This is a genomic window from Ekhidna sp., from assembly GCF_964218185.1.
Lineage (GTDB): Bacteria > Bacteroidota > Bacteroidia > Cytophagales > Cyclobacteriaceae > Ekhidna.
This window is the reverse complement of record NZ_CAXPLV010000005.1, coordinates 379,187-392,708: the sequence shown is the minus strand read 5'-3', so window position 1 is coordinate 392,708 and position 13,522 is coordinate 379,187. Positions and strand designations below refer to the sequence as shown.

Below are 13,522 nucleotides of genomic sequence, written 5' to 3'. Positions count from 1 at the left end.
TTTTATTATTTTATGAGCCTCCGTCACGGTTCGTGTTCTTACAAATCGATGATTCAAGATCTTCAATTTTTGACGTCACTGCGAGGTTTGCCGAAGCAGCCTTCATGATTACCGTCATTGCGAGAAGTGAGGACGAACGACGAAGCAATCTTAGAATTAAAAAGTCACTTCAAATTGTGAGATCGCTTCACTGCATTCGCGATGACGATTCTAAATTTTAATCGTCACTGCGAGGAGGTACGACGAAGCAGTCTCATAAAAATTAAAGATTCCTTCGCTGCGCTAGGAAGGACCGAAATAGCAACATCTTATCGAAGTAATCTCAATTATTTTTAACTAATGGAAAAAGGCGGAGCTGTTTACATACTTACAAACCAATCCAACTCCACTTTATACGTAGGCGTCACTTCTGATCTCTACACCAGAATTACCAATCATAAGGAAAAGAAAGAGCCAAAAAGCTTTACTGCCCGATACAATTTGAACAAACTTGTCTATTATGAATCATTTCACAGCATTGAAGAAGCTATAGCTCGTGAAAAACAACTAAAGGGAGGTTCCAGAAAGAAGAAGGAGGATTTGATTAACTCTGTAAACCCCAAATGGAATGATCTCTTTGATGAGGTCGCTGAATGGTAGAATGAGATCGCTTCACTGCGTTCGCGATGACGATTCTAATTTTTATACGTCACTGCGAGGAGGTACGACGAAGCAGTCTCATAAAATACGGAAGGAATAATAACAAATCCTCACTTCAACAACTCTATCAATACCCGATTGTACTTGTAGATATTAATCAACCGAAGATTGAGATGAATGCGTGGGTTTTTGTAGTCTTTCTTCAAATAAGAAATCATCAGATAAAGATTTTCGATCAGATCTCCGATACTGAACCCCTGAATGGGCTTGGCTCGGTATCTGGTAGCGATCTCTTCATCCACTTCCTTACGGGAAAGCAGTGTATAAGGAATCTCCAGCTTCACAGCGGAGGCCAGCTCCTCTATCTCCAGCATCTTGAGCATCTCTATCCTGCGCTTGTCATCCACATCTTTGGCCTTCACATCCTGTAGAAACTTATGATTGAGCTTCAGCTCTGTGCGTAGCGCACGCTTGATGGCCGACCTTTTTTGCTTGAGCGCCGCTGCATCATTGGCTACATCATAGATCTCTTTGATTACGGACATAGGTGAGTTCTTAGATCAGGATGGAAAAGTACTAAGCATTGACAAGAAACTCATTTATTTTATCATTGCAGCCCATGCTCAAATTCTTCAAAAAGAAACCAAGAGAAAAACAACCTCCTCAACTGCTGGATATGAATGGACAGCTAATCCAGGAGGGCGATGAGGTCACCGCTCTAAGGTACGAGCTTGGCAAGTGTAAGGTAGAACTTGAAGGTTTGCAGTTTTTCTATGTCTCCATTCACTCCGGCAAGAAGGTAAGCTACGTGAAAATGATTGATGCCATCACGGGGAATCAGAAGGTGAAGAAGTCTTAGGATGACCGTCAGTGAATATCCATATTGTCCTTAAATCGTGCTGATCTCTTTCCTCAGCTCTTGAATATCCTGTAAATAAATTTGCTCTAGTACTTCCACATATGGTCGCTGATGAAAGTAGCCCTTATTGAAATATTCCTCTGCCTGATCTAGCTCCTTAAGCGCCAAATCGAACTGACCTCTGGCCACATAGATTCGAGCCTTATGGTAGTAGCAATCGGATAGCTGAGGATAATACTTTAGCACCCGATCAAACTCAACAATTGCGTCATCCAGACTGTCCAGCTGGATAAGTGCAAGTCCCTTGTAGAGCATCGCATATACATCCACCCACGACTCACCTTCCTCTTCCGTGATCTTGTTGATGTAGCGATTCAAATAATCGAGCGCTGTTGCATACTCCTCCAGACCGTAATAGCAAATGCCTCGCATGTAATCATGACTCTGTCCCTGTGAATACTCCACTTCACCGCTTACCTCATCGCCCAGATTGAAATCTGCAATGGCACGCTCATAATCTCGATAAAAGTAGAGGTAGATATATCCGCGAAAGCCGGCCCATACGATCGGTTTTCTCTTAACCGCCTCATTGTAGTAGTAATACATCTCATCCAGAATTCCACGCTTTACTCGAGCCGTTCCAAATTCCCTCCAGAGATCCGCATCAGTTGAGTCCATTTTAAATGCCTCTTTTAATTGGAACTGCTCGGGAACAGACCCCTGATAATAATACACCCGTCCTCCTCTTAACTGTGGACTAAGCTGCTTCATTTCCTCTGCAGTAAACGTTTTTTTGTACCACTCCCGCTCTGAGCAGGAGATCAAGCCTGAAAGGAGTACCAGACTAAGGAAGTATATCGACGATTTCACCATTTTCAATATTAAATGTGATGTAGAAATATGCGTCTCGAGCCTCGTCCTGTATCATAACAGGACTCCACTCTTTCAGTTTTTGTAAAAGCCCAAATAGATGATCAACCGTCTCTGAATCAAACTCCATTGGTTGGTAATTCAGGTCATATCCTTTAGCAATAAATCGCCCGGCTTTTCCCTCACAGTTTACAACAAACCTGAAAACCAATCGACCACTTTGATCTAAAAGTTTTGACCGATCCAGATTTGAAAATATCGTATCCTCCAAAGCTCTTTTACTATGAATATATGCTCCCTGAGGTGTAGAATTATAGTAATCTGCAATTCGTCTTTCATGCCCACAGATCTTAAAATCTGTATCATTGCTTATAGTGTTTTTCGGATCGATCCATGCCACACGGTGATCTCCATGATTCGCTCTTTCTTCAAACTCCTCAACAGACATCTGTTCCACAAGCTCAATGTGTCGAGTATAATTAGGTGCTTTTATTTGTGACCCGAAAAATCCAAGGTCTTTCACATAATAAGTAGTGGTCTCTCCTTCAGATACAATAGAGTCAGATGCTGCATGTTTATAATTCCAAACCATGTAAAATGTTTTGGCTGGGCTATTGTTTATAATTGTATCAGCAACTGCGGTTTGATGTTCTGTGTATATGTATTCTTCATCGCCGGAGGTATAACTGACCCGATATGGACTTTTTGCTTCACTTTCCCATACCATAATTGTCTTATCAAGAATGTTCATTTCAGTGGTATCCGTCACATCACGAGTGCTAACACCGAACCCTTTTTCAAGAGCAATTGAATCTCCCTCAACGACGTACTGACGAGTGCTGACCAAATCATACCCCGCATTATAGTTTTCGGTAGTATAGTGGGTATCATCCAACTTTACATACTTCGTATACCGAACTTCTGTACCTGCTCGCTGATCGGGATTATCAGGATAATAATGGTAATAGTACTTGCTTACATAGCCATCTTCAAACACCTCTTGAGGAAAGTACTTGAAGACCGGGTGGTTTGATTGTTGTTGCTCACATCCACACAGCAGGGACATGAAAAGGATAGGAATTAGTTTCTTCAAACTTCGCGTGATTTTGAGTGATTGACCCAAGATACGCAAATGGGTTTGTCAGGATTCAGTTTTTTGGAAACATTAACATTTTGTTAGGACGTAAAAACCCCGACCACCTTCATGATCGGGGCTCTATCACCAACCAGCTATAAAACCGCAATCACGGCCTATAATTGTTTTGATGATACGTACGATGTTTTGGTTCAAAATGGATTTTTGATTTCAAAAAATTTCTACTTCGGAACCTCGCGGATTGCATCTTCGGTAAATTTCCTTCCAAGCCCCTTCACTGCGGATACACAGAAAAACCCAACCACCTGCTCATCATCATCTGCCACAATATTGGATTCTACGTTGGCTAAGCTCGTCGCAAACAATTCTCCAAAACTTCCGGGACGGTTTGTTTGAATAAGCACCTGATTCCAGAAAAACCAGGCCTCAGGTGTAATGGAGTTGATCTCAACGTAAACGCTATCTTCTCCGGGTTCGGGAAATGGTGGAACAAACTCATCATTCTCATCCAATTCAAAAGGGTTAATCCCATCGCGAATGGGCTGAATAAAAGTGAGTCCATCGGCATTCCCTCCCGGAGAAAAAGCTCCATCATAGGAGACATTGATCTCAGCGGGCTTATTGAGATACTCTCCATTTTTCCAACTCTTGATCCAGTAGGCATCATTGGCTCCCGGAAAATCCCGCGCCCAAAACTCCGCAAAGTAGGAATCATCGCCTCCAAACATGCCCTCCTCAAAACGCCAGGTGATGCTGTCAATCTCAGGGACTCTGCCCATAGTGCTGACTGATCCGTACTGCTTTCCGTCAATCCGAACATCCAGAAAATACGTCTGACCGACTGTGCCGAAAGAGTCAGCAGCATTGGCTGGAATCCAGCTGTACACACCCGGGCTTTCTTCATCAAACAGAAACCTTTCACCACTCCCATCCTCGATAACCACTTCTGCTCCTGAAATACCCACCGGGTCACTTCCATCAAAGTATGAGTTCGTGCGTGTGATACGAATGGTTTGCTTCTCCGCCTTTCGATAGATCCATGCATCAAATGCCAGCACAGGTTCAGCATCCGGTAGTTGCACATTTACATCATCCTCACACGCGAGAATGGTAATAACCGATAATATGATTAATAGCTTTTTCATTAGAATTTGAAGTTGTAGGTGATGGATGGAATGAATGAAGCGAAAATGGAAACCTGAGTCGCTCGGGTATCGGCCCGCTCTCCCACGTTTACACGATCCGCTCCCTGCCAGAAGTATATCGAAAATGGATTGGCTCGATTGTAAATATTGTATACAGTAAACACCAACTCGTCCCTGTTCTTTCGCGGCGTTCCATCTTTGCGAACGGTGCGCCCTTTTCGGATGGCTGAAAAATCTAGTCGATGATAATCCGGAAGTCTCACATTGTTTCTGGAGTCATCGGAATTGTGAGGAATCGTAATTCCCTGCACTTCATATCGGTGAGTTGGGAAGGTGGTAGGTGTTCCACTAAGGTATGAAAAGGTAGAAGATAATGACCACCGATCGTTGATTTCATAAAATCCGGTCAGCTTCAAATTATGCGTTTGATCATACCTGGTTGGATACCACTCTCCTTTGTTGATTCCGGTTGCCTGAAGCTCTGTTCTGCCGAGTGTATAGCTAACCCATCCATTAAGCCGTCCGGTCAATTTTTTCACATAAAGCTCCAGGCCATAGGCTCGTCCATCACCGGTGAGTAGATCAGCCTCCAATGCTTCATTGATAAGCAAATCAGCTCCGTTAATGTATTCCACCTGTTGCTCCGTTTTCCGATAATACAGTTCCACAGATGTTTCATATTGATTATTCTTCAGGTTCTTGAAAAGACCTATTGCCCACTGCTGGCCTATCTGTGGTTTCAGGTTGTTGGAACTAGGCGTCCAAACGTCAAGTGGGTTAGAAGCAGTGGTGTTTGAGATCAGGTGAATGTATTGCAACATTCTGTTGTAGCTGGCCTTTACCGAGGTGGTCCTGTTCAGCTGATACTTCAAGGACAGGCGAGGCTCCCAACCGTGATGCTTAGCGATCGATTCCCCTTTTGGTACTTCAATGACATCCTCCACGGGTCTTCTTCTTCCAGGAATGGTGTCTCCCAAAATGAACTTGTTTCCGGCACCTATCAAATTGAAGTAGGAGAATCTAAGACCGTACTGTAAGGAAAAATCATCACTTATTCTTTGCTCATTATTGACATATAGTGCTGTTTCAATTGCCTTTCGATTGGGCAAACTCAGGTTGATAGCTTCCCCATCACTGATCCCCGTCGCTTGCGCAGGTTCGAACGTATAGCTGAAGATTTCACCACCAAACGTGAACTCATTTTTCTGATCGATGAAGTAAGTAAAGGATGGCTTGAGCGCAAGGGTGTTGATGTCAGAGTTCCATTTGAACTTATCTCTTGGATTATCTCCAAAAGCCAGCTCGTATTCATAATCGCTGAAAAAGAATGTGAAGTTGGAAAAGAGACGGTCATTGAACAGGTGATTCCACCGGACTGTGGATGTTCGGTTACCCCAATTAAATCCCTGGTCCGCATCAAACTTGAAATTGTCTTGCCCAAAATATCCGGAAAGAAACAATTGATCCCTATCTGAGAACTGAAAGTTGGTCTTGGCTGTCAGATCATAAAAATTAAGTGCAGCTCCATTTCTAAGTTCTTCTACAAACGGTCTTGCCAGAATATCTGCGTAAGATCGACGACCTGCAATTATGAAGGATGACTTCTCCTTTTTAATAGGTGCTTCCACCGAAAACCTGCTGAAAATGGTTCCAATTCCTCCATTGAATTCCGTTTTCTTGTTGTTCCCTTCCTTCATGCGTATATCCAGAATGGACGCCAGCCTACCTCCAAACTGGGCAGGGATGCCTCCTTTGTAGAGCTTCATGTCTTTTACTGCATCGGGATTAAAGACAGAAAAGAATCCGAGCATGTGAGAGGAATTGTAAACGGGAGCCTCATCCAACAGCACTAGGTTTTGACCCACATTGCCACCTCGCACATTAAATCCTGAAGAACCCTCACCAACGGAGGTAACTCCCGGAAGCAGCTGGAGACTTTTGATAATATCAACTTCACCCAGGATGGCAGGCATCTTGCGAACTACCTGGATGTCCAACTCAGCTACGCTCATTTCTGTGGAGGTCACATTCTCATCCTCAGGCTTGGCAGTGACCACCACCTCCTCCAGCTGAGTTTGTTCCTCAGAAAGTTCTATATCTATGCGAGTATTTTCCGTCAGTGATACGGCTCGGGATTGGGTAACAAACCCAATGTATCGGAACTCAACCGTATAATCGCCGGGCGGTATGGTGACAGAATAAAAGCCATACACGTTGGTGATGTTTCCTGTGTTCAGCTCTTTAATCAAAACGGTTGCACCAATGAGCGCCTCTCCATTGGAGGCATCCTTGATGTAACCGTTTATCGTGTACTTTTCCTGAGCACTTATAAAAAGGGGGATAGCCGCAATAAGCAGCAAAAATTTCTTCAAAGCAGTGTTTGTTTTTAGTGATAGACTTTACGAAAGACGCACCAAGACCTAAATAGTTTCGGTCTTAACAAACACTTAATGCAGAATGTTGTGGAATGGTTGCTTTTGCCTGTTAAATGGCCGCCAAGGCCTTCTCATAATCAGGCTCCTGACCCACTTCAGGAACCAACTCTGTGTATTGCACTATACCTTGCTCGTTCACAACCACTATGGCTCTTGCATTCAATCCTTTGAAAGCCCCATCAAAAATTTCAACACCGTAATTCTTTCCGAAGCTACCTCCGTCTCTGAAGTTCGTAAGGTTATCCAGGTTATCTATTCCTTCAGCATCACAATACCTCTTTAGAGCAAATGGCAGGTCTTTGGAAACACAAACAATTCGTGTATTCTCAAGCTTGGAGGCCTCCTGATTAAATTTTTTGGTAGACATAGCACACACGCCTGTATCAATACTTGGATAGATATTGAGAATCACTTTTTGTCCATGGTAGCTCGCGAGCGTTTTTTCCTGCATATCCTTGCTCACAAGTGTGAAATCTGGGGCTGCACTTCCTACCGCAGGCAGATCTCCGATAGTGTTTGTTTCCGTTCCTCCCAAAGTAATTTTAGCCATAGTTGTAGGTTTTAAAAGGTGTAATTAAGTAATCTAATGGAATATCCCATTCCTCCCTCTGCAAAATAATATCCGCAGGAGGAGACAAAGATAACCCCACTTTAAGTGCTTTTGTTTCAGAAAGTAGCCGATCATAATAACCACCTCCATATCCAATGCGAAAGCCCTCTTTATCACATAGAAGCAATGGAACAAAAATGAGGTCAAGATTTTCAATCGAAGCTTCCTCGGAATTGGTTGGTTCCGGAATACCAAATTTGTTCTTCACCAATGCGGTAGATTCTGTTAGAGAAAAATGTCTCATTTCATACATTTCAAAATTCGTTTTTGAAACGATGACTTTTACTCCGGTTTCTGCTAGCCATGGAAAAAGAGGTGAAATATCAGGCTCACAATTTCTTTCCATCGCAAGGAAGGTATGGAGTTTCTTTATATTCTTTCTCGAAAGAAAAAGTTTAACCCGATCTATCAAAAGCTCATTTCTACATGCGAAATCACTCCCTTTAATCAATCTTCGATATTGCAAGATCATCTTACGAAGCAGGGATTTGGATAGGGATTCCATTGGCTATGGAAAGTTACCCCGCCCAGCCTTCACGATCAAGGCTCCTGTATTGAATAGCTTCCGCCAAATGTTCGATAGCTATATCGTTAGTCCCGGCAAGATCGGCGATGGTTCTCGATACGCGTAAGATCCGATCGTAGGCTCGTGCTGAAAGTCCCAATCGCTCCATTGCTGTTTTGAGTAGGGCTTTTCCAGCATCATTGATCTGACAAACTTCTTTCACCATATTGGAACTCATCATGGCATTATTGAAAACTCCCGGTTGATCTTTAAAGCGAATGGCCTGAACTTCTCTAGCTTTAATCACCCGATCTCTTATTTCCGCACTGGATTCTGTTTTCCGATTTTCCGTCATCTGATCAAACGAAACAGGAGTTACCTCCACATGCAAATCAATTCTGTCAAGTAATGGCCCACTTATTTTGTTGAGGTAACGCTGCACGACTCCCGGGGCACAGACACACTCCTTTTCCGGGTGATTGTAATACCCACACGGGCATGGGTTCATGCTGGCAATTAGCATAAAATTGGATGGATAGTCCAGTGAGATTTTTGCTCTGGAAATCGTCACCTTCCGCTCCTCCAACGGCTGGCGCATCACCTCTAAAACTGATCGCTGAAACTCAGGAAGCTCATCTAGAAACAGAACGCCATTATTAGCCAGCGAAATTTCCCCGGGTTGTGGGATGCCTCCTCCACCTACGAGTGCCGCATCAGAAATTGTGTGATGTGGTTGTCTGAAAGGTCTCTGCGCGATTAGCTTACCATCTGTCCCCAACTTGCCCGCTACCGAATGGATCTTGGTCGTTTCCAAAGCTTCATGCAAAGTGAGGGGCGGAAGGATGGAAGGTAGCCGTTTGGCCAACATGGTTTTACCCGCGCCCGGAGGACCAATCATGATTACATTGTGACCTCCTGCCGCAGCAATCTCCATCGCACGTTTGATGTTTTCCTGACCCTGCACGTCAGAAAAGTCTGAAGCGTAATTATCCAGGTCTGCAAAAAAAACATCCCGGGTGTCATACTGTAGTGGGGCAATTATCTCCTCGCCTTCCAAATGCAGAATGGCTTCCTTGATAGTTTCCACACCGATAATTTCAAGTCCATCTACAATCGCCGCTTCAGTAGCATTCTCTTTTGGAAGGATAAATCCTTTGAATCCATTTTTTCTCGCCTCAATCGCAATGGGTAAGGCCCCTTTGATCGGCCGTAGCTCTCCATCCAGGGCTAGTTCGCCCATGATGACATATTCTTCGAGGTTTTCTGCTATGATCTGCTCAGAAGCTTTCAAAATACCCAGTGCTATGGGCAGATCATAAGCCGAGCCTTCTTTTCGAATATCTGCAGGAGCGAGGTTTACCACCACCTTTTGGCGGGGCATCCGATAACCAAAATGTTTAATGGCAGATTCTACGCGCTGCTCACTCTCCTTTACTGCTGAATCAGGCAGTCCAACCATGAAGAATTTGGTGCCTTGACCAACATTGACTTCTACAGTGATTTTGTAAGCATCCACGCCATAAACGGCGCTTCCATAGGTTTTAGCGAGCATTGATACTAAGAATAGTTCGCCTAAAGATATTAATTAAGCAGGTATCGAAAAGGTAAGGGGTTCCGTGTTATGAAATTTTATTAGTCTTCGTCATCATCTTCATCCTCGTCCCCTTTATCTACATCATCAAATGAAAAGTCTTCTTCAGACTGAGACTTGTCATAAAGTTTTGCCTTCAGGTCTTTGATCTCATCTTCCAGATCTTCTATTCCACCCTTTATACTTCTTATTTTCAGCTGCTGCATCACATATTCTGTGATCATCAAAATAGATAAGAAAAAAAACAGTCCCATGACATAGCGGGGAAACTTGATGTAGGACGAAAGCTTAACTTTCGACAGATACTCCTCCGTATTCATAAGAATATCCACTGAGAAATACATGATCACAAGAGCGATGACAACATAAACGATGTGGAAGATAAGCTTAAACCTTTGCATATAGTCTTTTGAGTCTGGGCTGAAAGTTATGAAACTTTTGAACTTTTATTGGTTGCTAATTTTTTCAATGGTTTTCTGGTGATTTTAATAACCGTCTACTGATCATTTCACCTTATTTAGAATAAATAAGTTCGGGATGGTACATTCCATCGCAAGGAGAGACCCAACACCGAAGTAGAAGTATCAATAAATCCATTGCTATCCGATTCATTCCTTAATGTAATATCCGCATCGATAAATAAATTATGACGTGCCATATAGCTGGTCCTGAAAAATAGCATAGTCAAATTTGTCTTATTCCCTTGCAAATGCTCATTCCCAAACTCCTGACTTCCTCCGCTTCCATTAGGTATCCGAAATATATAGTTCTTCAAAATATCCCGTCCATAATTCACATCACCAATATCATTCCCATAAGTAGCTTTCATCAGCACTCCTTCAAAGCTCCATTGATCATTTAGCCGATAATTCGCTCGCCCTATATACTCTGTAAAGTTTGCTCCAAGTGGGTGAGCTAAGGAAAGGTTATAGTGGCTATAGCTTGTAAATCCATCCTCATGAGCATACATATATGGTCGCACTCGGTTTATCTCCCCTTGCACCATCAGATCCTTTACCCCAAATGGGTCAACATATTTTGCTCCCAGTTGGAAACCTTGCTTGTTTCCCCACCAACCGTCTCCGGCCAGCACTTCTCCAATGATCATCTCATCAATCACCAGCTGACCGTATAAGGAAACTCGCTGCTTTATGTTCCACTTAAAATCCAAACCAATCAGGGCATTGTCCTCGCTCCCATTTTGCTGTTCCACCGCGCGGTAGAATATAATTGGATTCAGATACTCAACCTTCAAGCCACCGGTAGAATCTCCATACATCACAGACTCAAACAGTCCGATGTGGAGATTGGGTTTGATTTTCATATTCAAGTGATGGAAAGCCATATACTTCTTCTCAAACCCACCGGAACCTTCCAGCCCAAACGTTCCTCCTCTCACTCCTGCTATTTGCTCAGCGAAAATGTTCGTGTAGTCAAAGATTTTTGTAGTAGTGTTAATTCTCAGGTACGGATAGTTATTTGCATAGTCGGAGAGAATGAGCGATCGTATTCCATTTCCCACGAAATGTTTTCCGAAACCCAGCTGCGCAGATATGCTTTGCGTAAATCCAAAATCAATGTACCCCTGCGCACGAAAAAAATCAACCCCTGTGGTTGCATACTGCTTCCAAAATCCTTCATAAGGCACCACGAGCGTGCTGTCTCTCACGTCATTCACATACTCTGGATACCTCGCCTGATTCTCCGTAAGCATGGTATAAAAGGCGACCTTTTTATCAATCCTACCTCGTATCTCAGCACCCCGACTATTGACATATGATGATCCCAGAGCATCATTGGTCTTACCATAAGAAAACTGAAGCACAGGATTTACATGCAAATCCAGTTTATCATCCTCATAGTAAATAAGATCCGCCGGATACTTAAAAAATCTACCAAGAATTGGCATTCTGGATCTCGCAGAATCAGAGGTATACTCGCGAAGCTCCTTTCGTGTATACGGACTCATATTTTCCCCCAGTAAACCATACACCTCCATTCTGGAAAAGGGCTTCATAGTAGTGTTAAACCCATCATTCGATCGAATATCTTCCATTTCTACAATCGGATAGACTGGGTGCCCTAGTGTAAAATCCGTAGATTGCGCACATAAAATGCTGGTAGTGAGAAGGCTAAGAATCCAGAAAATTTTTCTCATGAATCAAACATATTCGATTTTAGTTGAATAGATGGGTTTGAAGAAGATAAAATAATACCTATCTTTGCCATCCTTTTTGAAAAGAGCACAGAAGAAGATGAAAAAAGACATACATCCGGAGTACAAAGAAGTTGTTTTTCTTGATACCACAAGTGAATTCAAATTCCTTACTAAGTCTACCATGACTTCAAAGGAGACGATCAAGTGGGAAGACGGAAATGAGTACCCTGTAATTAAAGTGGAGGTTAGCTCTGCATCTCACCCATTCTACACTGGTAAGAAGATTTTCTTGGATACTGCTGGTCGAGTGGAGAAATTCAACAAGAAGTACAAGAAGAAGTAATTTACTTCTCAAAGATTTTTAGAAAGTCTTCGGGTTTGCCTGAAGACTTTTTTTGTGCCCTTTTGCCAAAACAAGCTAAGTTTGATTCATGCAAATCACTTTCATAGATACGGAAGAAAGCTGGAAACAAATGCTCCCACTGAGCTACACACGCCCGGTAGCTGAAGTTAGAGTTGGTATTTTAAAAGTACATGAAAAGTGGAGCACAATGCTCAATGCTAGCTCAATTACATTTCGATCTGAAGATTACCTGAGAGGCCTGTTTCCAAAACCTGAGAATAAAACCTTAACTATTCTCGGAAATGTGTTGCCAAACAGAGAACTTGTTGATGCCATTCTTTCGCTGGGTGAAAAGGAGGCAATCCTCTGGAACGATCAACTGATCGCTGGATTTTTTGATCCTGGTGAGCCTTTTGAAACTGGTAATCGAAAAGTCATTGAAATAAGTGAGTTGGACCTGGTGGTTCATCCATGGGACATCTTCCGACTGAATGGATCTGAGATAAAAAAAGATTATGAGCTAATCACCAAGGGACGAAAGTCTCAACCACTGAATGACCCTCACACCAAAACTTACGGGGATCACATCTTTCTAGAAGAAGGCGCAAGTGTAAAGGCAGCAGTGCTGAATGCCGAAAATGGCCCAATTTACATCGGCAAAGATGCGGAAGTTCAGGAAGGCGCTTTGATCAGGGGGCCTTTTGCTCTATGTGAACAATCCGTGGTAAACATGGGGGCTAAGATCAAAGGTGACTCTACTGTTGGGCCACATTCAAAAGTTGGAGGCGAGGTTTCCAACTCGGTTATTTTCGGTTATTCCAACAAAGGCCATGAGGGATTCCTGGGAAATTCGGTTCTCGGTGAGTGGTGCAACCTCGGAGCAGATACCAACAACTCCAACCTGAAGAACAACTATGCGAATGTGAAAATGTGGAATTTTGCATCCGGCAGATTTAAAGATACCGGCCTGCAATTTTGTGGTTTGATTATGGGAGATCATTCTAAATGTGGCATCAATACCATGTTCAACACAGGTACAACCGTGGGAGTATCCGTCAATATTTTTGGTGATGGATTTCCACGAACTATTATTCCTTCATTCGCATGGGGTGGCGCTTCAGGATTCAGCACGTATCAAACAAGAAAGGCATTCGAAACCGCAGAGCTGGTGATGCAAAGACGCAACAAAGAGTTAACCGAAGCAGACAAAGCAATGCTTTCTCATATCTTTGAAATGACATCCGAAAACAGGGTGTGGGAGAAAAAATAAC

At 43.0% G+C, this 13,522-nt stretch carries 14 protein-coding genes; 4 read left to right on the top strand and 10 right to left on the bottom strand.

The window, feature by feature from the left end:
• The first annotated feature begins 339 nt into the window (after positions 1-339).
• The gene (locus ACEQZT_RS07210; RefSeq protein ID WP_370088688.1) at positions 340-639 is read left to right on the top strand and encodes a GIY-YIG nuclease family protein; all 300 of its coding nucleotides are present in this window, start codon (positions 340-342) and stop codon (positions 637-639) included.
• Between the two features lie 110 nt (positions 640-749).
• On the opposite strand, the gene ACEQZT_RS07205 is transcribed toward ACEQZT_RS07210, so the two are convergent.
• Positions 750-1,184: a hypothetical protein gene (locus tag ACEQZT_RS07205; protein WP_370088686.1), complete on the bottom strand. Its 435-nt coding sequence runs from the start codon at positions 1,182-1,184 to the stop codon at positions 750-752.
• A 74-nt stretch (positions 1,185-1,258) separates the two neighbouring features.
• Here ACEQZT_RS07205 and ACEQZT_RS07200 point away from each other — a divergent pair, with 74 nt between their 5' ends.
• The gene (locus ACEQZT_RS07200; protein ID WP_370088685.1) at positions 1,259-1,498 is read left to right on the top strand and encodes a hypothetical protein; all 240 of its coding nucleotides are present in this window, start codon (positions 1,259-1,261) and stop codon (positions 1,496-1,498) included.
• A gap of 30 nt (positions 1,499-1,528) precedes the next feature.
• Here ACEQZT_RS07200 and ACEQZT_RS07195 read toward each other — a convergent pair whose 3' ends face one another.
• The 9 genes from ACEQZT_RS07195 to ACEQZT_RS07155 form a co-directional block, all read right to left on the bottom strand.
• Positions 1,529-2,371 (bottom strand): tetratricopeptide repeat protein, encoded by an 843-nt coding sequence (locus ACEQZT_RS07195; protein ID WP_370088683.1) that lies wholly within the window; start codon positions 2,369-2,371, stop codon positions 1,529-1,531.
• Positions 2,343-3,461, bottom strand: a complete 1,119-nt coding sequence (locus tag ACEQZT_RS07190; RefSeq protein ID WP_370088681.1) for a hypothetical protein — start codon at positions 3,459-3,461, stop codon at positions 2,343-2,345. Before ACEQZT_RS07190 ends, ACEQZT_RS07195 begins: the two co-directional genes overlap by 29 nt.
• 224 nt (positions 3,462-3,685) lie before the next feature.
• Positions 3,686-4,609, bottom strand: a complete 924-nt coding sequence (locus ACEQZT_RS07185; RefSeq protein WP_370088679.1) for a DUF4249 domain-containing protein — start codon at positions 4,607-4,609, stop codon at positions 3,686-3,688.
• On the bottom strand, positions 4,609-6,981 hold the full coding sequence (locus tag ACEQZT_RS07180; protein ID WP_370088677.1) for a carboxypeptidase-like regulatory domain-containing protein: 2,373 nt from the start codon (positions 6,979-6,981) through the stop codon (positions 4,609-4,611). The genes ACEQZT_RS07185 and ACEQZT_RS07180 overlap by 1 nt, the downstream gene beginning before the upstream one ends.
• Positions 6,982-7,093: 112 nt before the next feature.
• Entirely contained in the window at positions 7,094-7,594 is a 501-nt protein-coding gene (tpx, locus tag ACEQZT_RS07175; RefSeq protein WP_370088676.1) for a thiol peroxidase, read from the bottom strand.
• A complete protein-coding gene (locus ACEQZT_RS07170; protein WP_370088674.1) occupies positions 7,587-8,159 on the bottom strand; it encodes a 5-formyltetrahydrofolate cyclo-ligase in 573 nt (190 codons plus the stop codon). Before ACEQZT_RS07170 ends, tpx begins: the two co-directional genes overlap by 8 nt.
• 13 nt (positions 8,160-8,172) lie before the next feature.
• Positions 8,173-9,711: a YifB family Mg chelatase-like AAA ATPase gene (locus ACEQZT_RS07165; protein WP_370088672.1), complete on the bottom strand. Its 1,539-nt coding sequence runs from the start codon at positions 9,709-9,711 to the stop codon at positions 8,173-8,175.
• 80 nt (positions 9,712-9,791) lie between these two features.
• Complete coding sequence (locus tag ACEQZT_RS07160) at positions 9,792-10,151, bottom strand: hypothetical protein (RefSeq protein ID WP_370088670.1); 360 nt, start codon at positions 10,149-10,151, stop codon at positions 9,792-9,794.
• 116 nt (positions 10,152-10,267) lie between these two features.
• Positions 10,268-11,908, bottom strand: coding sequence for a hypothetical protein (locus ACEQZT_RS07155; protein ID WP_370088668.1), 1,641 nt, complete (start codon positions 11,906-11,908; stop codon positions 10,268-10,270).
• 97 nt (positions 11,909-12,005) lie between these two features.
• Here ACEQZT_RS07155 and ACEQZT_RS07150 point away from each other — a divergent pair, with 97 nt between their 5' ends.
• Entirely contained in the window at positions 12,006-12,251 is a 246-nt protein-coding gene (locus ACEQZT_RS07150; RefSeq protein WP_089355172.1) for a type B 50S ribosomal protein L31, read from the top strand.
• An 88-nt stretch (positions 12,252-12,339) separates the two neighbouring features.
• Positions 12,340-13,521 (top strand): GlmU family protein, encoded by a 1,182-nt coding sequence (locus ACEQZT_RS07145; protein WP_370088666.1) that lies wholly within the window; start codon positions 12,340-12,342, stop codon positions 13,519-13,521.
• Position 13,522 lies beyond the last annotated feature (1 nt).

What these genes read in the sequence shown, in the direction of transcription:
- ACEQZT_RS07150 (WP_089355172.1), top strand. Translation starts at nt 12,006, where the DNA reads ATGAAAAAAGACATACATCCGGAGTACAAAGAAGTTGTTTTTCTTGAT.
- ACEQZT_RS07185 (WP_370088679.1), bottom strand. Translation starts at nt 4,609, where the DNA reads ATGAAAAAGCTATTAATCATATTATCGGTTATTACCATTCTCGCGTGT.
- ACEQZT_RS07210 (WP_370088688.1), top strand. Translation starts at nt 340, where the DNA reads ATGGAAAAAGGCGGAGCTGTTTACATACTTACAAACCAATCCAACTCC.
- ACEQZT_RS07165 (WP_370088672.1), bottom strand. Translation starts at nt 9,711, where the DNA reads ATGCTCGCTAAAACCTATGGAAGCGCCGTTTATGGCGTGGATGCTTAC.
- tpx (WP_370088676.1), bottom strand. Translation starts at nt 7,594, where the DNA reads ATGGCTAAAATTACTTTGGGAGGAACGGAAACAAACACTATCGGAGAT.
- ACEQZT_RS07145 (WP_370088666.1), top strand. Translation starts at nt 12,340, where the DNA reads ATGCAAATCACTTTCATAGATACGGAAGAAAGCTGGAAACAAATGCTC.
- ACEQZT_RS07200 (WP_370088685.1), top strand. Translation starts at nt 1,259, where the DNA reads ATGCTCAAATTCTTCAAAAAGAAACCAAGAGAAAAACAACCTCCTCAA.
- ACEQZT_RS07155 (WP_370088668.1), bottom strand. Translation starts at nt 11,908, where the DNA reads ATGAGAAAAATTTTCTGGATTCTTAGCCTTCTCACTACCAGCATTTTA.
- ACEQZT_RS07160 (WP_370088670.1), bottom strand. Translation starts at nt 10,151, where the DNA reads ATGCAAAGGTTTAAGCTTATCTTCCACATCGTTTATGTTGTCATCGCT.
- ACEQZT_RS07205 (WP_370088686.1), bottom strand. Translation starts at nt 1,184, where the DNA reads ATGTCCGTAATCAAAGAGATCTATGATGTAGCCAATGATGCAGCGGCG.
- ACEQZT_RS07170 (WP_370088674.1), bottom strand. Translation starts at nt 8,159, where the DNA reads ATGGAATCCCTATCCAAATCCCTGCTTCGTAAGATGATCTTGCAATAT.
- ACEQZT_RS07195 (WP_370088683.1), bottom strand. Translation starts at nt 2,371, where the DNA reads ATGGTGAAATCGTCGATATACTTCCTTAGTCTGGTACTCCTTTCAGGC.